Origin of the sequence: Rufibacter immobilis (assembly GCF_003721565.1) — a bacterium.
Classification (GTDB): domain Bacteria; phylum Bacteroidota; class Bacteroidia; order Cytophagales; family Hymenobacteraceae; genus Nibribacter; species Nibribacter immobilis.
Genome location: NZ_RJJE01000001.1, coordinates 64,210 through 86,915 on the forward strand (window position 1 = coordinate 64,210; position 22,706 = coordinate 86,915).

Below are 22,706 nucleotides of genomic sequence, written 5' to 3' on the forward strand. Positions count from 1 at the left end.
TTTAGTTAAAAATGAAAAAAGTAATATATTCTGTATTCACTATACTGATGCTAAGTGCATGGGGTTGTAGTGATGATTTTTTTGATATTAACGAGAATCCTAATTCCCCTACGTCTGAATCTGTAAACCCGCAGTATATTCTCCCAAGAGTATTACATGCTACAGCTTCCAGAATGGCTACTTCCTATGACTTCTCGGCTCATTGGATGGGATATTGGGCTCGCTCCGGAACTTACGGCCCAAGCCAGGAACAAGAGAGCTATAATATCACGACTGGTTTTCAAGCAGATGAATGGTCTGGATGGTATGATCTACTCACTGACGTAGATATCATGGAAAAAAAAGCTGCTGCTAGTGGTGAAAACTTCTATGTCGCATCTGCTAAATTATTAAAGTCTATTGGCTTCATGTATTTGGTAGACCAGTACAACAATGTGCCATACTCTAAAGCCTTTGATGTTACTGGGAATATCTTACCGTCTTATGACAAAGGACAAGATATTTACACAGACCTGCTGGCACAGTTAGATGAGGCAGCTAAGCTGATGGCTAATGCTGAAATCACAACTGCTATGAACGAAGTTGATATTCTATTTGGAAAGGGCAGAACGGCTGATATTGCTACCCAGAGGTTGATGTGGCGCAAGCTCATTAATTCACAACGCTTGAAGCTACTGCTACGTCAATCTGAAGTATTTGGAGGTACAGCCCCAACAGCTGAGATTGCCAAAATAACTACTGATGGTAGTGGTTTCTTAGGCACAACCCAATCTGCTAGCGTACAGCCAGGTTATACTGCAGGTTCAGCTAATCAGCAGAACCCTTATTTTGAGACTTATAAGCAAGGAGCATTAGGCACAAAAGATGATTATAACCGTGCTAACAACTATGTTCTGAACAAATTCCGCAGTAACAATGATCCTAGATATCAGTACTTCTTTAGTGCTGCCGCCACTCCGCTAGGTGGTAATACCTACTATGGCTATAACTTTGGTGAGATCATTCCTAATAGCGCTCCTAATGCTGCAAACTCATCTGATGTAGCTGGTCCTGGTCTTGCAAAATCAGCTACTCAACCACAATGGTTATTTACTTCTGTTGAGAGTATGTTTCTGCAAGCTGAAGCAACTCAAAGAGGCTGGTTATCAGGCGATGCTAAGGCTGCTTATGAGAATGCTGTAAGAGAATCATTTATTTGGTTAGGTGTTACAAACGCAACAGCTACAGCAAATACATACTTGTCAGAAGGCTTTGCTAGTTATGATGCTGCTGCAAACAAGATTAATCTGATTGTGATGCAAAAATATCTTGCATTAGTGGGTGTAAATAATTTTGAAGCTTGGGTAGATTATAGAAGAGTAGGTATACCAACTGATCTTCCACTGTCATTGTCTCCTAACAGAGGTAATAACCGTATCCCTCAGAGATTACTCTATCCTCAAGCTGAATACACTTATAACTCTGCTAATGTAGCTGCTGAAGGAAATATCAATCCTCAAAATGATAAAGTTTTCTGGGATAAATAATTTCTAGCATTCAAGACATTAATTATATGAAAAAGTTCACAAAGTTTTTACCCATGGCATTCCTTGCCATGAGCCTTTCCTCTTGTCTGAATGATGAGATGATTGAAGACCAGAAGTATGGGATGATTGATCTTAATACGAAAAAGATTATTGAGCTCCCAGCCGTTTCTGCTCAACTTTTACCTTACTCAGAGCAAGCTGAAGTTATTGACTTTCTTACAGTGAATCTTGCAGCAGAAGAGGTTGCTCAAGAAGATATCACAGTACAGCTAGGTATTAGCAATAGTCAACAAATTATTGACAATCACAATAAGAATAAGCCTGCAACAGATCCAACTGTTACCCAACTACCTAATAATTTCTACTCATTTGAAGGTACTGGCTTAACCGTAACTATTCCTAAAGGGAGCAGATCAGCTGTTGTCAAAATCCGCTTAAAATCTTCTGATTTGAATGCAGACTTTACTTATGGATTAGGTTTCAACATTGTTAGCGTGGATAAACCAGGCTATATAATAAGTGGTAACTTTGGCAATCGCTTAGCAATAGTTGGTGCTCAGAATCAGTATCATGGCGCATATACCCACACATATACTTCTTCTTTAGGAAATGGAACTAACACAGTAAACATGATCACTTTAGGTGCAAATGCTGTAACATTATCTCCAGGTCTATTAGGAGTATACTCAAACGCAGTGACTTTGAATATAGATCCTATTACTCATAAAGTAACTGTATCTATGACAACCTTATTACCAATTGCTACTGATCCAAGTAGCCACTATGACCCTGCTACTAAAACCTTTCATCTCAAATGGACTTCTAATGGAGGGGCAAGAACTTTTGAAGAAACGTTTGTAAAAAAATAGTTTACCTGGAGTACATGCATAAAAAAAGGGAGCAGTTGCTCCCTTTTTTTATGCATGTACTCCAGACATTGTGGCAGCAACGGGCTTAAATCTTTATATTTTTTTTGACCTAACTCTTGCATTTTACAATATTAATATGAAAAATTTGTAGCGAAGTGGCACACCCACACCGCTTGTTAATTTTAAATTACGTCAATGAATAAAAAGTCGCTTTTATCAGTTGTCACTACAACGGTAAAACGCTCCTTCACAGGGAGTGCGCTTTTTTCTGTTCTGCCCAGAACAGTTTTTTGTGAACCTATTTACCTTACCCGATCCAGGCGCTAGGCCACCGGCGTAGGTTGTGATCTACAACTAAACCGGATGTATCTCTGTATACCAACTCTTAAAGTTGGTAGCAGTACCCCTTTTTCTTTTTACTTATTTTTTCAAAACATACTGCGATGCGTACATGCGCTTCGGCTGTAGAGTTGCAGCCTATTGCATCTGTTTCCATGGAAACTCAATCTGATTTCACGGTGGTGGTGGCCACAGAGGAACACACCCCATATGCCCAACAAATCTGCGATGAGATGGAGTCATCGGCAAAAGCGCGTGGAACTGGTATCGCCAAGCGCTCGCCGGAATATGTGGCGTTAAAAATGCGGGAAGGCAAAGCCGTCATTGCGTTTGATGCAGAAGGCAAGTGGGCCGGGTTCTGCTACATTGAGACGTGGGGTCATGGCGAGTACGTGGCGAATTCCGGCTTGATTGTGTCGCCGCACCTGCGTAAGAGTGGTCTGGCTAAGCGTATCAAGCAGAAAGTGTTTGAACTATCGCGCAATAAATATCCCCACGCCAAAATCTTCGGACTCACCACGGCACTTGCGGTGATGAAGATCAACTCAGATCTGGGCTACCGTCCAGTGACCTATTCTGAGCTCACCAACGACGAGGAGTTCTGGAAAGGCTGCCGTAGCTGTGTGAACTTTGACATCTTAACGGCCAAAAACCGCAGCAACTGCCTCTGCACGGCCATGCTCTACGTTCCGCCGAAGACAGAAGAATAATTATTTAAAACATTGCTGGTCGTCCCCCTTTGAAGGGGGTAGGGGGATGACAATGCTGGAGCAAAGCAGGAACTTCTGCCATAGCAAATAAGAGAATGTTCCTCGGGCATGCATTCATCAGCACGAGTCGTCATCCCCCTACCCCTTCAAAGGGGGACAAAAAACTAGAAAATAACACCCATTAAAATTTACCCATGAAAAAAGTAGTTCTCGCGTTCAGTGGCGGCTTAGACACATCTTTCTGTGTGAAGTACCTACTGGAACAAGGTTATGAAATCTATTCGGCCATTGTGAATACCGGCGGCTTCTCTGAAGAGGAGTTAGCGGAGATTGCCCGAAGGGCGGAGAATCTGGGCGTGACCCAACACGTAACCTTAGACGAAACCGATAACTACTACCAGTCTTGCTTGAAGTATTTGATTTTTGGCAACGTTCTGAAGAACAACACCTACCCGCTTTCGGTGAGTGCGGAGCGTATCTCGCAGGCCGTGGCCATTGCCAAGTATGCGCAGGAAATTGGTGCCGAAGCGGTGGCCCACGGTAGCACCGGCGCAGGGAACGACCAAGTACGTTTCGACATGGTCTTCAATATTCTGGTGCCGAACGTGCAGGTGATTACGCCTATCCGTGACCTGAAACTGTCCAGAGAGGAAGAAATTGCCTACCTGATAGAGCGAGGCGTGGAGATGGACTTCCAGAAGGCGCAGTACTCTATCAACAAAGGTATCTGGGGCACCTCGGTGGGTGGCAAGGAGACCTTGACTTCTCATCAGGCGCTACCAGAATCTGCGTATCCAACTCAGCTTACTAAAGAAACCCCGGAGCGCATTACTCTGCACTTCAAAAACGGTGAGCCGGTTGGTTTAAACGAGGAGCTATTTGACAATCCGGTGCACGTGATCCAGAAGCTGCAGGAGATTGCCGGTGGGTTCGCCATTGGCCGTGACATTCACGTGGGTGATACTATTATTGGCATCAAAGGACGCGTGGGTTTTGAGGCGGCGGCTCCCATGGTCATCATCAAAGCACACCACGCGTTGGAGAAACATACGCTTACCAAGTGGCAGTTATACTGGAAAGACAGCCTGGCTATGTGGTACGGTAACTGGATGCATGAAGGCCAGTTCCTGGACCCTACCATGCGTAACATCGAAACGTTCCTGACCGACACGCAGAAAACTGTGACCGGAAAAGTACACGTGTGGCTGGCGCCGTACCGCTTCCAGGTAGAAGGAATTGAATCGGAGCATGATTTGATGTCGTCTAAATTCGGATCGTACGGCGAGATGAACAACGCCTGGACGGGCGAAGACGTGAAAGGCTTCTCCAAGATTTTCGGGAACCAGACCATGATGTACCGCTTAATCAACGGCGAAGATGGCGCAGAATAATCTAATAAAAGTGGGCATAGTAGGCGGAGCAGGCTACACCGGTGGTGAGCTGCTCCGCTTGCTGGTGCACCACTCTCACGTAGAAATCAGCTTTGTGCACAGCAACAGTCAGGCCGGCAAACCTGTCACCGACACCCACACCGACCTGCTGGGTGATACGGAGTTGGTTTTCACAAACGAACTGGGCATCCAGGTGGACGTGCTGTTCCTCTGCGTAGGCCACGGCGATGCGAAGAAATTTTTAGACGCTAACCCTATTCCGGACACGGTCAAAATCATTGACCTGAGCCAGGATTTCCGCTTAACAGAGAAATCTGCTTTTGGTAACCGTCAATTCGTGTACGGATTGCCAGAACTGAACCGGGAAAAGATAAAATCGGCGGCCAATGTAGCCAACCCAGGTTGCTTTGCGACGGCTATTCAGTTGGCTTTGCTGCCGCTGGCGCAGAACGGTTCTCTGCCCGCAGAAGTGCACGTGAGCGGCATTACCGGTTCTACTGGCGCAGGACAGAAACTGGCCGAGACGTCGCACTTCAGCTGGCGCAACAATAATATCTCCAGCTATAAAGTATTCGGGCACCAGCACCTGCATGAGATTACAGAAAGCCTGCAATCGCTGCAAAGCAACCTAGACACCACTATCCGCTTTGTGCCGTACCGTGGTAACTTCAGCCGGGGCATTCTATGCACCACCTACCTGCGCTCAGACCTGAGCCTGGAAGAAGCCCAGCAACTGTTCAGGCAGTATTACGAAAGCCACCCGTACACGCTGGTAACTGATAAGAACCCCGACCTGAAACAGGTAGTCAACACCAACAAGTGCCTCTTATATATAGAGAAGCACGAGGATCAACTGGTCATCACCAGCCTGATTGACAACCTGCTGAAAGGTGCCTCGGGCCAGGCCGTGCAGAACATGAACCTGCTGTTCGGACTGGACGAAAGGGCGGGCTTGCAGTTGAAAGCGATTGGGTTTTAGCTTTCCGTTTAGCGGCTGTTTTTCAGAAAACAGACCTAAACTAGAAACAGACCCTCAACCTCCGCTTCTTTTGTCCTCCTGAAAGGACCTTGTGGGCGAACTGTAAAAGCGTTTACTACAACGCTATTTAGTATGCTCACAAGGTCCTTTCAGGAGGACAATCTAAATAATTGCACTTAACGTGAATCAAACCTTCGCGCCAACAACATACAATTTTCTGTTTTCGGCCTGTTTTCTGAAAAACAGCCGCTAAACGGAAAAGTCTGATGTCTTACATCTTGAATCTTACGTCTTCAACATGAACCTCTTCGACGTTTACCCCCTCTTCGATATCACGCCTGTGAAGGCCCTCGGCTCCAAGCTCTGGGACGAGAACGGCACTGAGTATCTGGATTTATACGGCGGCCATGCCGTGATTTCCATCGGCCACAGCCACCCGCATTATGTGCAGCGCCTCACCAACCAAATCAACAACATTGGCTTCTACTCTAACTCCGTGAAGATTCCGCAGCAGCAGGAACTGGCGGAGAAACTGGGCCAGTTGAGTGGCTACGAAGATTACCAACTGTTCCTGATTAACTCCGGCGCAGAGGCGAACGAAAACGCCTTGAAACTGGCCTCGTTCCACACGGGCCGCAAGAAAGTGATTTCGTTCAGCAAGTCGTTTCACGGCAGAACCTCGGCGGTAGTGGCCGCTACCGATGACCGCAGTATTGTGGCCCCGGTGAATGAGACCGAGAACATAATCTTTCTGCCGTTCAATGATGCTACCGCGGTGGAAGAAGCTTTACAGACCAACGAAGTAGCCGCTATTATTGTGGAAGGCATTCAGGGTGTGGGCGGCGTGAACATCCCTACCACGCCATTTTTGCAGGAGTTGGAAAAACTAGCCAAGAAACACGGCGCGCTGCTCATTCTGGACGAAATCCAGTCGGGGTACGGGCGTTCCGGGAAGTTTTTTGCGCACCAGCACGCAGGCATTAAGCCAGATTTGATTACCATCGCCAAGGGCATGGGCAACGGCTTCCCGGTGGCGGGCGTCTTGATTTCGCCGGAGATTCCGGCCAAGCACGGCATGCTGGGCACCACCTTCGGGGGAAATTATTTGGCCTGCGCCGCTTCTTTGGCGGTGCTGGAAGTGATGGAGCAGGAGAATCTGGTAGAGAACGCTGCCCAAATGGGCGACTACCTCATGGAGAAAGCCAAAGCCATCCCCGGCGTGCGCGAAGTGCGCGGTCAAGGCTTGATGGTGGGCATTGAGTTGGAAACTCCTTGCGCTCCCCTTCGCAAAGCCCTGCTGGACGAGTACCGCATCTTCACCGGCTCTGCCTCCAACAAAAACACCATCCGGATTCTGCCCGCCCTGAACGTAACTCAGACCGAGCTGGATAGATTTTTAGAGGCGTTCGCTGCGCTTGTATCATGTAGCAAGTAGCACGTATCACGATTTTAGATTTTATCAACTAGTATCGTGATACGCGATACTTGATACCCACAAATAATGAAGCAATTCACTTCCGTTCACGACGTAGAAGACCTAAACGCCCTGGTGCAGGAAGCGCTGGAGTTGAAGAAAAACCCGTACGCGTTTGAGCACCTGGGCAAGCGCAAGACGCTGGGCCTTATTTTCCTGAACCCCAGCTTGCGCACCCGCCTCAGCACGCAGAAAGCAGCGCAGAGTCTGGGCATGAACGTGATGGTCATGAACATGGGCCAGGAAGGCTGGGCACTGGAAACCCAGGACGGTGCCATCATGAACGGCACCACCGTAGAGCACATCAAAGACGCCGCCGCCGTCATGGGTCAGTACTGCGATGTGCTGGGCCTCCGCTCCTTCCCGAAGCTGCAGAACGTAGAGGAAGACTATTCTGAGGAGATTCTGAAGAAGTTCATCCAGTACGCCAACGTGCCGTTCGTGAGCTTAGAGTCGGCTACCCGTCACCCGCTGCAAAGCTTGGCAGATTTGATCACCATCACCGAGCACGCCCCACAAGGCCGTCGGCCGAAGGTGGTCTTGACCTGGGGACCACACGTGAAGGCGCTTCCGCAGGCCGTTCCTAACTCCTTCGCCGAATGGATGTGCGCCGCCGATGTGGACTTCGTCATCACTCACCCCGAAGGCTACGAGCTGGACCCGCAGTTCACCCAAGGCGCCACCATCACCCACAACCAGCAAGAGGCGTTAGAAGGGGCCGATTTCATCTACGTGAAGAACTGGTCCACCTTTCAGCCCAACTACGGTGCCGTGCTCACCCAAAACGCCAGCTGGATGCTCACGAACCAGCACCTGGCCAACACTAACAACGCCAAAGTGATGCACTGCCTGCCCGTACGCCGCAACGTGGAACTCAGCGATGAAATCCTGGACGGCCCGAACTCCCTAGTAGTAAACGAAGCCGCCAACCGTGAATTTGCCGCTCAAGCGGTGCTGAAGAGGTTACTTGAAGGGATTCAGTAATGCCTGCAAAGACCTCACAGTTTTTGAAAACCTGTGAGGTCTGCCAGAAAGAAGCGCGATAACCCTGTCACTACCACCAGGATCATTTTTTGTCATCCTGAAAGGATACTGGTGGCGAACTAGACAGAATTTGCTTCATGCAAAAAGCTGTTTTCGGCCTGTTCTCCAGAAAACGGGCCAAAAACGGAAGGAAAACATTTAGCTAAGGCTTGCCATGCTGTTCGGGATTTGTAATCCCGAACCCCTCTGTTGCGGATTTATCAATCCGCCGGGAGCCATGGGCAAGATTTGTAGAAACGGGGATTAGTAAATCCCCGACAGAATGCTTCCGGATTAGAAATCCGGAAGAGCAAGTGAAAGTCCAGTTACTGTTCACAACTACCAATCTGGAAGAACAAGTAAAATCTTGTGTCGTGCTACCTGATACGCGATACGTGATACCAATAAAACATGCAGAAACTCAACGTCATCAAAATAGGCGGCAACGTGCTGGACAACCCGGCGCAGCTTGAACAGTTCCTAACTGATTTTGCTTCCGTGCAAGGCCCTAAAGTGCTGGTGCACGGCGGCGGGAAAATTGCCTCGGAATTGAGCAAGCAGCTGGGCATTGAACCTAACATGGTCAACGGCCGCCGCATTACCGATGCCGATACCCTGCGCGTGGTCACCATGGTCTATGGCGGATTACTAAACAAGAACCTGGTGGCGCAACTGCAAGCCAGAGGCTGTAATTCCCTCGGTCTGACTGGTGCCGATGCCAACGTCATTCCTGCCCACAAGCGCCCGGTGAAAGACATTGACTACGGTTTTGTGGGTGATGTGGAAAATCCCGAGCAGGTGAACGTAACGTTTCTGGCTTCTTTGGCCGAGCAGGGCCTCACCCCCGTTTTCGCCGCGCTCACGCATGACGGACAGGGCAGCCTGCTCAATACCAACGCAGATACCATCGCCTCTACCCTGGCCGTGGCTTTGAGCCGCCAGTTTGAGGTGAACTTGATTTATTGCTTCGAAAAGAAAGGCGTGCTCCTGGATGTAGAAGATGAAACCAGCGTGATTCACCATCTTCAACCGCCCTATTATGCCGAGCTGAAAGAACAAGGCGCCATCTTCGCGGGGATGCTGCCGAAGCTGGACAATGCCTTCTCGGCGCTTCAGGCCGGGGTGAAAGTTGTTATCATCGGTGATGCCGCCGAGATTCAGGACATCGCCGTAGTCGGAAAGGCGGGAACGAAAATTACGCTGTAAGAATACTGGCGCGAGACTTCCGTCTCGTGCCAAAGGATGAAGCGAGTCTCCAGACTCGCCGGAAACCACGGAGCGGTGAATGCGGGCAAAATGGAGTCTGGAGACTCCACGCACGCATCGGCACGAGTCTGGAGACTCGCGCCAGTGAAGTTCCTCTCACTCCAATAAGAAAGAGAATTCAGAAGATGCGTTTAGGGGATCTTTTTCTGAAATCAGGGCAAAAACTAAAACTCTAGGGTCAAGAAAGATTCTGGCGCAAGCATCCGCTTGTTTCCCGACGCATACTAGAACGGAACATTTGCACAAGCGGACGCTTGCGTCAGGTGAGAAAGTAGTAGAATTGGAAAGGAGCAGCGTTCCTCCAATGGCTTCAACGCAAAAGACCTCGTAGTGTGCGCAGCTCCTGCGAGTGTCTCGGCCAGAAGCGTTTAGCGGCTGTTTTTCAGAAAATAGTCAGGAAACAGCTTTTGCAAAGGCAAAATGGTTTTCTTGCAGGAGCAACCATAGAAACTCAGCCGAACAATCGGCTCAAACGAAGTGCACCATGAGTGAACAGTACAAAAAAATAGCCATTCTGGGCGGTGGCAACATGGGCATTGCCTTGGCGAAGGGCATGGTGGCCTCGGGCAAGTACCGCGCCGAGGACATCACCCTCACCCGCCGCAATACCAAGCTATTAGATGCAATGGTGGAGCAGGGCTACCGCGCCTCCAGCAACAACGCGCTGGCCGTGGCCGAGGCCGACATCATCGTGCTCAGCATTCTACCGCAACAGCTGGACAGCGTGCTGGACAATATCTTGGAGAGCATCGACCCCAGCCGCCATCTGTTCATCTCCATAGTGACGGGCGTGGCCGTGACTGACATTATCACCCGCATTGGCAAGGTAGTGGAAGTGGTGCGGGCCATGCCTAACACTGCCATCGCTATTCAGGAGTCCATGACCTGTATTGCCAGTAAAAACGCCTCGCCAGAGAACATAGAACTGGTAAAAGACATCTTCTCCGCCGTGGGTGAGACTGTGGAAATTGAGGAAGAACTCATGTCCTCGGCGACGGCCTTGGTGGCCTGCGGTATTGCCTTCTTTTTACGGTCCATCCGCGCAGCGGCTCAGGGCGGCACCGAGATTGGTTTTCATGCGGGAGATGCACTACGTATGGCCGCTCAAACGGCTAAAGGCGCGGCTTCGCTGTTGCTGCACTTCGGCAGTCACCCCGAGAACGAAATTGACAAAGTGACCTCGCCCAAAGGCTGCACCATTGCCGGCCTGAACGAAATGGAACACAACGGTTTCAGCTCGGCCATGATTAAGGGAATTAGAACCTCGGCGCAAAAAGCGGAGAAGTTATATACCGACGAAAAATAGAGGTCATTTGCACGCTTGCGTTTAGCGGCTCTTTTTCCGAAAACAGGCCGAAAACAGAAAACTTCTGGCGCGAGACTGAAGTCTCGTGACAAAGGATGAAGCGAGTCTCCAGACTCGCCGGAAACCAAAAGCTAAAGACAGATCAGCCATGTGTGCTGTCGCTGCGTTGCAGCGAGAGTAGTCTGGAGACTACTCCTTATCTGTAGGCACGAGTTGCAAACTCACGCCAGCGGAATTTTGAATTTAAACAATGAACAACACCTTATACCAAGACGCCCTCGCGTTACTCCAGCAATTGATTTCCATCCAGTCGTTCAGCCGCGAGGAGGCGGGGACGGCGAAGGCGATAGCTCAGTTTCTACAGGTGCGGGGCGTGGAAATTCACCGGCAGCAGAACAACGTCTGGGCGTTCAATAAACACTACAACCCAGCCTTGCCCACGGTGCTGTTGAACTCGCACCATGACACCGTGAAGCCCCACCCCAGCTGGACGTTTGACCCGTTCACGCCTACGGTGCAAGACGGCAAACTCATTGGGCTGGGCAGCAATGATGCCGGTGGTTGCTTGGTGTCGCTCATCGCTACGTTCCTGCACTTTTATGAGCGGCAGGATTTGACGTATAACCTGGTGCTGGCGGCTACCGCCGAAGAAGAAATCTCGGGCAGAAACGGCATTGAGCTGGTGTACCCAGAACTGGGCCCGGTGGAGTTTGCCATAGTGGGCGAACCTACCCAAATGCACCTGGCCGTGGCCGAAAAAGGCTTAATAGTACTGGATTGCATAGCCCACGGACAAGGCGGTCATGCCGCGCGGGAGGAAGGCGTCAATGCCATCTATGAGGCGCTGCCTGATATAGAGTGGTTCCGCACGTTCCGTTTCCAGAAGGAGTCCAGCTTCTTGGGGCCTATCAAAATGAGCGTGACGGTGATTCAGGCGGGAACGCAGCACAACGTGGTACCGGACCAATGCAAGTTTACGGTAGATGTACGGATGACCGATGCCTATCAGCCCGAGGAAGTGTTAACCATCATTCGGGAGCACGTGAAAAGCGAGGTGACACCGCGGTCTACCCGTTTGCGGCCTTCGTCTATTGACCAGAACCACCCCATTGTGCAATCGGGCATCAAGCTGGGGCGGGAACTTTACGGCTCCCCTACCACCTCAGACCAGGCGCTATTGAGCATTCCTTCGCTCAAAATTGGCCCCGGTGACTCGGCGCGGTCGCATACCGCCGATGAATATATTTACCTTTCAGAACTGGAAGAAGGCATTCAGCTTTACATAGAACTTTTGACACCCGTTATTACCGCTTAGCATGAAACTCTGGCAGAAAGAAACCTCCGTGGCGCAGAACGTTGAGAAATTCACCGTGGGCAAAGACGCCGAAATGGACTTACAGTTGGCTCCTTTTGACGTGCTGGGCTCCCTAGCGCACACGCGCATGCTGGAGAGCATCGGGCTCATGGAGCCGGAAGACCTGGCCGCCGTGCAGCGCGAACTCAAGGAAATATACCAAAGCATTGAGCGGGGCGAGTTTGAAATTGAGCCAGGCGTGGAAGACGTCCACTCGCAGGTAGAGTTGCTTTTAACGCGCCGTTTGGGCGAAGCGGGCAAGAAAATCCACAGCGGCCGTTCCCGCAACGACCAGGTGCTGGTGGACCTGAAACTGTTCATCCGCCATGAAATCCGCCAGACGGTAGAGGCCGTGCACACACTGTTCAACACGCTACAGGAGTTGAGCGAAAAAAATAAAGACATCTTGCTGCCCGGTTATACACACTTGCAAGTGGCCATGCCGTCTTCGTTTGGGTTGTGGTTTGGGGCGTACGCCGAAAGTCTGGTAGATGACCTGCAACTGTTGCAAGCAGCTTATAAAATCAGCAACAAGAACCCACTAGGCTCAGCGGCTGGCTACGGCAGTTCCTTCCCGCTCAACCGCCAGATGACGACGGATTTACTAGGCTTCGAGGCGCTGAACTACAACGTGGTGTACGCCCAGATGGGCCGGGGCAAAACCGAGCGCAGCGTGAGCATGGGCCTGGCCTCCATCGCTAGCACCCTCGGCCGCATGGCCATGGACGTGTGCCTGTACATGAGCCAGAACTTCGCTTTCGTGACGCTGCCCGACGAGCTGACGACCGGCTCCAGCATCATGCCGCACAAGAAAAACCCCGATGTGTTCGAGATCATGCGCGGCAAGTGCAACCGCCTGCAAGCGCTTCCCACCGAAATTCAGATGCTCCTGGGCAACCTGCCCTCCGGCTACCACCGCGAACTGCAATTGCTCAAAGAAAGCTTCTTCCCCGCCTTCACCGAAATCAGGAACTGCCTGGAGATGATGACCTTCATGCTCCCGCACCTGAAACTGAACCAAGACATCCTGAAAGACGAAAAATACCAGTACCTCTTCAGCGTGGAAGTGGTGAACAACCAGGTGTTGAGCGGTGTGCCGTTCAGAGACGCTTACAAAAACGTAGGGTTGGCCATTGAGAAAGGCGAGTTTGAACGGCCAGAAACGGTAAACCACACGCATGAAGGCAGCATTGGGAACCTGTGTACAGAGCAGATCAAAGGCTTGATGGAAGATGTGCTGAACGGCTTCCAGTTTGAGAAAGTAGATAAGGCTATTGCAGAGTTGCTGGCGTAAGCTTCCTCCTATCTCCTTTTCCAATGCAGGGCAACACTGGAGATGCGTTTAGCAGCTCTTTTTCTGAAAACAGGCCCAAAACGCAGTAGACCTCCCAGGTTTTGAAAACCTGGGAGGTCTTTTTTTACTGGCGCGAGACTCCAGTCTCGTGCCTCGGGATGAGGCGAGTCTCCAGACCGCCGAGAGCCACAGGTAGATTTATCATCAAGGCGCGAAAGTAAATTCTGGAATACCTCCTTCAGCATGCGTCATCATCCCCCTACCCCCTCAAAGGGGGACGGAATGCGTACAAGCTGTAATTGGTAAGACCCTTCAATGCGTTTTGGGCCTGTTTTCAGAAAAAGAACCGCTAAACGCAAAAGCCCTCCCAGGTTTAGGAAACCTGGGAGGGCTTATCTTTTCACCTGATACCAAAGCCTTACACCTTCACCAGCATCTTCCCTTGGTTCTGGCCGGTAAACAGACCTAAGAACGCGTCAGGGAGTTGGTCGAAGCCTTCCAGGATGGTTTCCTGGTAGTGGAGTTTGCCTTCTTTGACCCAGGTGCTTAGTTGCTGCATGGCTTCGGGGAAGCGGGCGTGGTAGTTGCTCACGATGAAGCCTTTGATGAGCGCGCTGCGGGTGAGTACCAGCGGCAGGAACCGGGGGCCCTGCTGGGGCTTTTCGTCGTTGTAATGCGCAATTTGGCCGCAGATGGCGAGGCGGGCGTGGAAGTTGATGAGCGAAAAAACGGCATCAGTGATCTCGCCGCCCACGTTGTCAAAATACACATCCACGCCGTTGGGGCAGGCGGCTTTCAGGTCGGAACGCAGGTCTTGGGTGGTTTTGTAGTTAATCACTTCATCGTAGCCGAACTCCTTTTTCAGCAGCTCGGCTTTCTCGTCTGAGCCGGCCAAACCCACCACGCGGCAGCCTTTGAGCTTGGCAACCTGCCCTACTACCGTGCCCACGGCGCCGGCTGCGCCCGATACCACCACCGTCTCGCCCTCCTTGGGCTGCCCGATGTCCAGCAGACCGAAATAGGCGGTTAAGCCGGGCATGCCCAGAATGCCCAAGTAATAGCTGGCGGGGGCCAGGCTGGTGTCAATTTTCTGGAGCTTTTTGGCTTCCGCGATGGATTGCGTGGCCCACGGGAGCGCGCCCAGCACTACATCGCCGGGTTGCAGGGCCTCGCTCTTGGATTCCAGCACCTTCGCCACTACCCCGCCTTCCAGCGGCGCATCTACCTGAAACGGGGGCGTGTAGGACTTGGCATCGTTCATGCGACCGCGCATGTACGGGTCAACGGAGAAAAACTGCGGTTCCAGCAGCACCTGCCCTTCCTGTAAAGCCGGCAACTCTACTTTCTCAAACCTGAAATTATCTTTGCTGGGGTTTCCCTTCGGCCGACTGGCCAATACGATCTGTGTAATTTCCATGGTGTTTCTCTACAATAGTATGGCTCGCTTAAGCGCAAGCCCTCTGTAAAGAAACGGTCTTCGGCGGGAAAGGGTATGCCCAGAGGAGGTAGCGTTTAGGGTACCGGGGCCTTCTCTGGCGCTGGGTTGGGCTGCAAGAGCACCTGTTGGGCCCTCCAAGGCCATACCACGCCCAGTAGATAACCCAGCGCACTTGCGGCCAAACCGTACCACATGGGTTCTACCTCAGTACCGGAGATTCGGCAGAAAAACCACACCCCCATGCCCAGTACCATAGACAGGATAGCGGCTCCCGCCGAAGTTTTCCTGAAGTAAATGCCCGCCACCAGCGGCACCAGCAGACTCACCAGACTCAGCGCCGAAGACTCGCTCACCAGCTCATGGATGTTGTTCCGGGATAAGGCGAAGCCCAAGGAGACAACGGTCACCACCAACACACTCAGTCTGGACAGGGCCAGCAACTTCTGATCGGTCATTTTCTTGAAAAAGGGGCGCAGCAGGTTCTCGCTCAAAATAGACGCAGGGGCCAGTATAGCCCCACTGGCCGTACTGATGATGGCTGAGATCAGCGCCCCAAAAAACAACACTTTAATGAGCATGGGGCTGTTGCCCAAAATCAGGCTAGGCACCAGCATTTGAGCATCTTTGGTAGCTAATTCAGGGTGCAGTACTTTGGCATAGACCGCCAGTACCAGCGGCAGCAGCGCCACTGTCACGTAAAGAAACGCCGCCAGCAGTGAGGCGCTTACCGCCACCTTCTCAGACTTAGCGGCCATAACCCGCTGGAACACGTCTTGTTGCGGAATAGAGCCTAGACCAATGGTCAGCCAGAGGGCCAGGTAATTGAGCCATCCGGTAAAGGAAGTGCCGGTTGTAGGCGTGATCCGGTAAAAACTGGCTGGTAAACTAGCGGTGACTTCTGAGATAGGCTTCTCACGCATAACCCACCACGTGACCACCAGCAGCCCCAGAATAATCATGATGGTTTGGAGGTAGTCTGTGACGCTTACGCTCCACATGCCCCCAAAATAAGTATATACTACTACCAAAAAGCTTCCCAGCAATACCCCTTGCCACAGGGAGGTACCCAGCAGCAGGTTGAACGCTATGCCCAAGGCCACCATCTGCGCCGCCACCCAACCAAAGTAAGAAACCACCAGGCAGACAGAGGCCACTACCTCGGCCGGCCGGCCAAACTTGACGCGGTAAAAATCTCCGAAGGTAAGCAGGTTCATGCGATACAGTTTACGGGCGAAGAACAGCCCTACTAACACCAGACAAAGCGCCGCGCCCAACGGGTCCTCCACCATGCCCATCAATCCTTCTTCGGCCACCTCGGCAGAGGCTCCCAGAATGGTCTCAGACCCGAACCAGGTGGCAAACACCACCGCGGTGGCCATGGGCAAGGGTAATGCCCTACCAGCCAACATGAAATCTGAGGTATTATGCACGCGGCGGGCGGCCCATAAGCCCAGCAATACATTAAGCGCCAGGTATAGCAGTACGAAGAAAACAAGCATAGACAAAGGATTTCTGTTTTGAGGCTCTTTTTCCAAAAACGGCCCCTAAACGGAAGACAAGTTACAGGTTTTGCTACTTTCGCTCCAACACAAGTAAAAGGTCTTCCCTAAAACAGCGCTTTCTTTGATTAGCACAAGAAATTACTTTGCACCTGTAATTAGCAAATAGTACATTTATTGACTTTAAGTGCTTGAATGTATTCACAATATTATCTCATATTTAATCTTCCCTAGTTCCCCTTCTACCTGTATATGACAATATCTCTACCCTTTGGCAAACGCTGGCATCTTTTCCTGAGTGTTTTTCTTTTCCTGCTCTGTTCTGGCTTATCAGCACAGGCCACGCACTTGCGGGCGGGCAACATCTACGCCGTGGCAGATACCACGGCCAACCCGGTGCCGGGGCGCTTCTTCTTCACCCTTGTCACCTTCAGCGTGGCCCCGCCCCCCTTTGAGGACCTGAGGGCCACCCTCTACTTCGGGGACTGCACCAGACAGGAGGTAGCCCGTGAGTCCAGAACTTTGCTGGACAACGGGCAGAACAACTCGTTCATGAACGTCTACCGCTTCGAGCACATCTACGGGCCGGGCACCTACACCGTCTCCTTCGTGGGCGAGAACCGTAACGGGGGCATCGTGAACATCTCCTCCTCCGTGACGCAGACCTTCTTCCTGCAGACCACTGTCACCGTGGACCCGCTGCTGCTTAGGAACCGCTCGCCGCGCATGCAGTACCCGCCCGTGGACGTGGCGGTGCGGGGGCAGGTGTTCGTGCACAACCCCGCCACCTATGACCCCGACGGAGACAGCTTGGCCTTCAAATTAGTAGAGCCCCGCATCTTCGACCGGTTCGACGCCTGCGGCAACCCGCTGGGGAAGGTGGCGCCCGGCTACCAGGGGCTGGAGAACTACCTGAGCGGCCAGCTTGCCCCAGGTCGTCCCGCCGGTCTTACTCTCAATGTCTACACCGGGCAGCTGACGTGGAATAACCCCGGCAGGCTGGGCGAGTTCAACATCGCCTTCGTGGTGGAGGAGTGGCGCGGCGGGAGGCTCATCGGGCGCGTCATCAGGGACATGCAGATCTATGTGCGGGAGGACTCCAACCGACCGCCGGTCATTGCCGTGCCAAGGGAAATCTACGTAAAAGCCGGCTCTAGCCTACAGGAGGAGATTACTGTTACTGACGCAGATGAGCACTCCGTTTCCTTGAGCCTCCTGGCCCATCTACCCACCTCTTTCAATACCGCTACCGGTTTCTCCACCCAAAATGGAGTTTCCGGTACCTTCACCTGGAAACCCGAAGATTCTGATGTGCGGAAAGAACCATATCTGGTTGTCTTCCGGGCGATAGATGCGCCAACGACATGGACAAAACTGGTAGATATGCAGCCTTGGCTGATTCACGTAGTAGGTCCTGCCCCCATGATTAAGTCTGCGGTACAGGAAAGCAACACCAGCATCAGGTTAGCTTGGGATGCCTATACCTACCAAGACGCAAAACAGCTCTACATCTACCGCAAGCAGACTACTCCTGCCACCGGTACAGGCAACCGGAAACGCACCATCTCTGCCCCGGAAGGCTACACGCTCATAGGGCAGGTAGACGGGAATGCCACCTCTTTTGTAGACGACAAGATTGACCAAGGCACCACCAATCCCTCTTACTGCTACCGGATTTATGCTGAATATGCCTCTGCGGCCGGCGGGACCAGTGAGGCTTCGGCCGAGGTTTGCGCCCGCTTTGTAACGGGCATGGCGGAAGAGTTGAAACAGCAATTCTCTTTCTTTCCTAACCCGGCCCCTAGCACCCTCACCGTACAGGCTCCCAACTCTGTTCAGGTACAGAAAGGAATCCTGCTGAACTCCTCAGGCCAACAAATCACCGATCTTACTCCCCGTAAAACTGTCGCTGGTTGGGTCTTTGACGTAAAAAATATTGCCGCCGGGTTTTACCTGTTCCACCTCCAGACAGACAAGGGCACGCTGGTGCACAAACTGTTAGTAGGGCATTGATTTCCTGTTTAGGGGCTCTTTTTCCAAAAACAGCCCCTAAACAGGAAATCAGCACTTCCTTCCTTCCTTCCTTCTCCCCACCTAAACCACGCACATATTTCACTTATTAACAATCAGTTACATCTAAAAAATTTTGAATTTAAATTGCTTTAAGGAGTTATTTTAGCTTATTTCATTTCTATAAAATCAAAGATTATAACAAAAGTTAATTTAATATATAATACAGCACTTGCTGCCTACTATGAGAAAAGCGTTCCTTCATAACCAGGCAAAGCGATGGCTTCTGCCTGTCCTGTTCTTCATTTTACTGACATTCACTTTTACCGCGCAGGCTACCCACTTGAAAGCCGGTAACATTTTCTACAAAAGTGACACTACTGCCGCACGCAGTCCTTATAAATTTTATATAACACTGGTGACGTTCAGCGTGGCAGCGACTTATGAGGATATGGAGGCCACCCTCTATTTTGGGGATTGCACCCATCAGACTGTGACCAGAGAGTCCAGAACCTTGCTCAACAACTCCTATATGAATGTGTACAGGTTTGAGCATACGTATACAGCCGCGGGCACCTATACCGTTACCTATGTAGGCTCTAACCGCAACGGAGGAGTTCTGAATATCTCCAATGCTTTTCAGCAAACCTTCTTCCTTCAGAGCACGCTCACGGTGGACCCACTTCTGGGACCCAATAAATCTCCTGTGCTCCAGTATGCGCCATTGGATGCCGCCGTCCGGAATCAGGTCTTTCAGCACAACCCGTTCGCGTATGATGCAGACGGCGACAGCCTTTCCTTTAAGATAGTACCGCTGAAGACTGAAAGCAGCCTGAGCGCCTGCGGGGACCCAACGGGTAAAATTGCAGCAGGGTATCAGGGACTAGAGAACTTCCTAGGGCCGGTGAATACCGTCAAGCCTGCGGGGTTCAGCATAGACAAATACACCGGGTTACTCACCTGGAATACGCCCGGGGTGGTAGGTGAAGTGAATGTGGCCTTTGTGGTGGAGGAGTGGCGTAACGGCCGGCTGCTGGGACAGGTAACCCGTGACATGCAGATCATGATACTGGAAGACAGTAATCGCCCTCCGGTACTCACCATTCCTAAAGATGTCTGTCTGGTAGCGGGCGCTTCTGTGCAGGAAACCATCACGGCCCAAGACCCAGATGGGCACGCGGTGTCACTCTCGGCACTGGCCGGTATACTCACACCCTCCTCTTCCGGCGCAACGTTTATCCCAGGAACCACTTCCGGCGCGTTTACCTGGCAAACGTCTTGCCAGGACATCAAAGCTGAGCCTTACCAGGTGCTTTTTACAGCCGAGGACCAACCAACTACAGGGGTACGGCTAAAAGACCTACAGCCTTGGCGCATTACGGTGGTGGGGCCGCCCCCGGTACTCCGGTCTGCGGTACAGGAAAGCAGTACCCGTATTAGGCTAACCTGGGATACCTATAGCTGTGCCAACGCCCGCCGCATTTACATTTATCGCAAAGAAGGCCCCTCTTCCTCCTTCACCCCAAATGCCTGCCAACCTGGCGTCCCTTCCTCGGCCGGCTATACGCTGGTAGGCCAGGTGAACGCAGACGTTACTACTTTTCTAGATACCTATTCTGGTACTGGCAATCCCAATTTCTGCTACCGGATTTACGCCGATTTTGGAGGTACGGCAGGTGGGAACAGCGTGGCTTCCAATGAGGTTTGTGCCACTTTGGTAACCGGTATGCGCGAAGGACTGGGGCAGCAATTCTCTTTCTATCCTAACCCGGCTACCACAGACTTCACCGTACAGGCACCGGCATCTGTACGCCTTATGAAAGCACAGGTACTCAATCAGGCAGGGCTTAAGATCAGCACCCTTACTCCCCGTAGAACTGCCGCTGGTTGGGTCTTTGACCTCCGGAGTCTTACTGCCGGATTTTACCTACTCCACCTTCAGACAGACCAAGGCACACTGGTGCAGAAATTAGTCATTGCCCAATAGCCATTGATTTCCGTTTAGGGGCTATTTTTTCAAAAATAGCCCCTAAACAGGAACAGCTACTGCTTATAGGTAAAGACAGTAAATAAAAAGGGAGCAGACTTTAATCTGCTCCCTTTTTATTTACTCCAGAGGAAAATTTCCTTAATTAAAATCAGTGGCGGTCACTCCTTCGTTCACCGTTACCGTTTTAGCCTTCATCTCCATCACCTGTTGCTGTCCGCCCGCAGACACGGTAATGGTTTGGGTGTACGGGTACAGGATGGAACCAACTTTTTTGTAGTCGCTGAATTCCGAGGTGTTGTTAATAGTCATGTTGTTGGCGGTAGTGGCTTCCTCTCTTTTTACCAGAAGTTTGCTGGCCACGTCATAGTAGTCGGTTTTGGTTTTGCCGCCGGGGTAGGTAACCACCACCTTGTAGGCATCAGATCCGTTTACTTTCTCTACACCTGTCACTTCGGCTTTGAAAGCCTTGTTGTTCAGGAAATCTATTTGCTCAAACAGGTTGGCAACTAAATTCTTCTCTTTCACTTCTTCTGGCGTTAAGGCCTTTTTCTGGCCCATCTGCTCCTGGTAACCGGCCGTGCCGTTGAATCTGGTTTTCATGATCACGTTGCCGCCCATAGACATGGTCATGGCCTCTTTGTTAGGCGCCATGGCTTTGGTTTGCACATCTAGCGTGGCTCCTTGCATGCTCATGCTCATATTGGCGGCAATAGACTTCACTTTCTTCAGTTGCTCCACGCCGCCAATGGCTTTGAGGTAATTGGTGAACACATCAGACGCTTTCACGTTTACGGCTGCCGCCGATTTGGCTGTTTCCGTAACTGGGTTGGCGAAGGCATCATACAGTTTCACCGGGTAATTCAGCTTTTTGAGGCCGTCCAGCATCTGGGAGGTATTGCCCACCACTACCACGCGGGTGTTGGTGCTGTTGAAATACTTCTGCGCTACCCGCTGAATGTCCTCTTTGGTCACGGCGTTGATTTTCTGCAGGTACGTCCGGTAGAAATCTTTAGGCAGCTCATTGATGAGGATGTTACGTGCGAAGGAAGCCGTTAAGCCTTTGTTCTCCAAGCCAAGTGCGAACGAACCGTTATACAAAGCTTTGGCGCTGGCCAGTTCCTCATCAGTGACCGGCTCATTGCGTAGTTTGTTTATCTCGTTGATAAACTCCACCACGGCGCTGTCTGTCTTGGCGCTCCGCACGGAAGCCGAGGCCGAGAAATCGCTCTGGAACCGCCCCGACCCGATGCTGGAATACGCACCGTAGGTAAAGCCGTGTTTCTCGCGCAGGTTGTTGAACAGACGGCTCTCTGAACCACCGCCCAGAATCTGGTTGGCCAGCAACACCGGGAAGTAATCTGGGTTGTTCATCTTGAGGTCTACCAAATTGGTCACCGTGATCTCAGACTGCACCGCATTGGACATGTCTACCACGTTGATCTCCGTCTTAGCCGGGTTGGGCACCGGAGCCAAGGTAGGTAAGGTAAGCGCACTGCCTTTCATGTCTTTGAAGACTTTCTCGGCCAGTTTTTTTGCTTCTTTCGGTTTAATGTCGCCAATGATGGTGAGGTAGCCGCGCGAAGGCGTGATGTACTTCTGGTAGGCCGCCTGCACATCGGCTAAGGTCAGGTTCTTGATGCTTTCCTCGGTCACGAACTCCCCGCTAGGATGGTCTTTTCCGTAAGACAACGCATTCACTACCCGGCCAGAAACGGATTTCACGTTCTTCTCATCGGCTTTTAAGCCAGTAATTGCCTGGGATTTCAGCTTGTCAAATGATTCCTGCGTGAAGGCCGGGTTTTGCAAGGCTTTTCCCATGAGGGCGAATGCCTCCGGGAAATAACGGGTAAGCGCCGCGGCACTGCCTCCCGTGGGCGACAGGCTCACCTCAGCGCCAATTTTGTCAACGGCTTCGTCAAAGGCGGCTTTGGGCATGTCTTTGGTGCCCTCGTTCAGCATCTGGCCCATGAGGTTCACTACCCCGGCTTTAGCCCCTTCCGTGATAGGGCCGGCATCTATAAAGTAACTGGCAGAAACTCTGGGCAGTTTATGGTCTTCCACCACCAGCACCGTAATGCCGTTCTTCAGCTTGAACGTGTTGGGGTCTTTAAGGGTAATGGCGGGGGCCGGACCGGCCTCCGGCTTTTTGGATCTGTCCACTTTCACCTGCGCCTCTGCCTGGAACAGCAGAAGGGCACTGGCGGCAATCAAAATATATTTTTTCATGGTAGTTTCTAT

Annotated in this window: 15 protein-coding genes and 1 pseudogene; 13 read left to right on the plus strand and 3 right to left on the minus strand. The window is 51.5% G+C overall.

Features of this window, described 5'->3' with window-relative positions:
- Positions 1 to 11 precede the first annotated feature (11 nt).
- From EFA69_RS00275 to argH, 11 genes and pseudogenes are all read left to right on the plus strand, one after another.
- A complete protein-coding gene (locus tag EFA69_RS00275; RefSeq protein WP_123131095.1) occupies positions 12 to 1,526 on the plus strand; it encodes a SusD/RagB family nutrient-binding outer membrane lipoprotein in 1,515 nt (504 codons plus the stop codon).
- A 26-nt stretch (positions 1,527 to 1,552) separates the two neighbouring features.
- The gene (locus EFA69_RS00280) at positions 1,553 to 2,395 is read left to right on the plus strand and encodes a DUF1735 domain-containing protein (RefSeq protein ID WP_123131096.1); all 843 of its coding nucleotides are present in this window, start codon (positions 1,553 to 1,555) and stop codon (positions 2,393 to 2,395) included.
- 494 nt (positions 2,396 to 2,889) lie between these two features.
- Positions 2,890 to 3,441, plus strand: a pseudogene (locus tag EFA69_RS00285) (GNAT family N-acetyltransferase); the annotation flags it as partial.
- Positions 3,442 to 3,638: 197 nt separating this feature from the next.
- The gene (gene argG / locus EFA69_RS00290) at positions 3,639 to 4,835 is read left to right on the plus strand and encodes an argininosuccinate synthase (protein WP_123131097.1); all 1,197 of its coding nucleotides are present in this window, start codon (positions 3,639 to 3,641) and stop codon (positions 4,833 to 4,835) included.
- Positions 4,822 to 5,814 carry an N-acetyl-gamma-glutamyl-phosphate reductase gene (gene argC / locus EFA69_RS00295; protein ID WP_123131098.1) on the plus strand — a complete coding sequence of 331 codons (993 nt, stop codon included), beginning with the start codon at positions 4,822 to 4,824 and terminating at the stop codon, positions 5,812 to 5,814. Before argG ends, argC begins: the two co-directional genes overlap by 14 nt.
- A gap of 298 nt (positions 5,815 to 6,112) precedes the next feature.
- Positions 6,113 to 7,249, plus strand: coding sequence for an aspartate aminotransferase family protein (locus tag EFA69_RS00300; protein WP_123131099.1), 1,137 nt, complete (start codon positions 6,113 to 6,115; stop codon positions 7,247 to 7,249).
- 66 nt (positions 7,250 to 7,315) lie between these two features.
- Positions 7,316 to 8,272: an N-acetylornithine carbamoyltransferase gene (locus EFA69_RS00305; protein WP_123131100.1), complete on the plus strand. Its 957-nt coding sequence runs from the start codon at positions 7,316 to 7,318 to the stop codon at positions 8,270 to 8,272.
- Positions 8,273 to 8,722: 450 nt separating this feature from the next.
- On the plus strand, positions 8,723 to 9,517 hold the full coding sequence (gene argB, locus EFA69_RS00310) for an acetylglutamate kinase (protein ID WP_123131101.1): 795 nt from the start codon (positions 8,723 to 8,725) through the stop codon (positions 9,515 to 9,517).
- 544 nt (positions 9,518 to 10,061) lie between these two features.
- Entirely contained in the window at positions 10,062 to 10,883 is an 822-nt protein-coding gene (proC, locus tag EFA69_RS00315; protein ID WP_123131102.1) for a pyrroline-5-carboxylate reductase, read from the plus strand.
- A 250-nt stretch (positions 10,884 to 11,133) separates the two neighbouring features.
- Positions 11,134 to 12,198, plus strand: a complete 1,065-nt coding sequence (locus EFA69_RS00320; RefSeq protein ID WP_123131103.1) for a M20 family metallo-hydrolase — start codon at positions 11,134 to 11,136, stop codon at positions 12,196 to 12,198.
- 1 nt (position 12,199) lies between these two features.
- Positions 12,200 to 13,531 (plus strand): argininosuccinate lyase, encoded by a 1,332-nt coding sequence (gene argH / locus EFA69_RS00325; protein WP_123131104.1) that lies wholly within the window; start codon positions 12,200 to 12,202, stop codon positions 13,529 to 13,531.
- A gap of 418 nt (positions 13,532 to 13,949) precedes the next feature.
- Here the strand turns inward: argH and EFA69_RS00330 are convergent, their stop codons facing one another.
- Positions 13,950 to 14,948: an NADP-dependent oxidoreductase gene (locus EFA69_RS00330; RefSeq protein ID WP_123131105.1), complete on the minus strand. Its 999-nt coding sequence runs from the start codon at positions 14,946 to 14,948 to the stop codon at positions 13,950 to 13,952.
- 95 nt (positions 14,949 to 15,043) lie between these two features.
- Complete coding sequence (locus EFA69_RS00335; RefSeq protein ID WP_123131106.1) at positions 15,044 to 16,468, minus strand: sodium:solute symporter family protein; 1,425 nt, start codon at positions 16,466 to 16,468, stop codon at positions 15,044 to 15,046.
- 252 nt (positions 16,469 to 16,720) lie between these two features.
- Here EFA69_RS00335 and EFA69_RS00340 point away from each other — a divergent pair, with 252 nt between their 5' ends.
- Complete coding sequence (locus EFA69_RS00340; RefSeq protein WP_123131107.1) at positions 16,721 to 18,481, plus strand: T9SS type A sorting domain-containing protein; 1,761 nt, start codon at positions 16,721 to 16,723, stop codon at positions 18,479 to 18,481.
- A gap of 241 nt (positions 18,482 to 18,722) precedes the next feature.
- Entirely contained in the window at positions 18,723 to 20,465 is a 1,743-nt protein-coding gene (locus EFA69_RS00345; protein ID WP_148041212.1) for a T9SS type A sorting domain-containing protein, read from the plus strand.
- 141 nt (positions 20,466 to 20,606) lie between these two features.
- Here the strand turns inward: EFA69_RS00345 and EFA69_RS00350 are convergent, their stop codons facing one another.
- Positions 20,607 to 22,694 carry a M16 family metallopeptidase gene (locus EFA69_RS00350; protein ID WP_123131109.1) on the minus strand — a complete coding sequence of 696 codons (2,088 nt, stop codon included), beginning with the start codon at positions 22,692 to 22,694 and terminating at the stop codon, positions 20,607 to 20,609.
- Between the last annotated feature and the right edge of the window lie 12 nt (positions 22,695 to 22,706).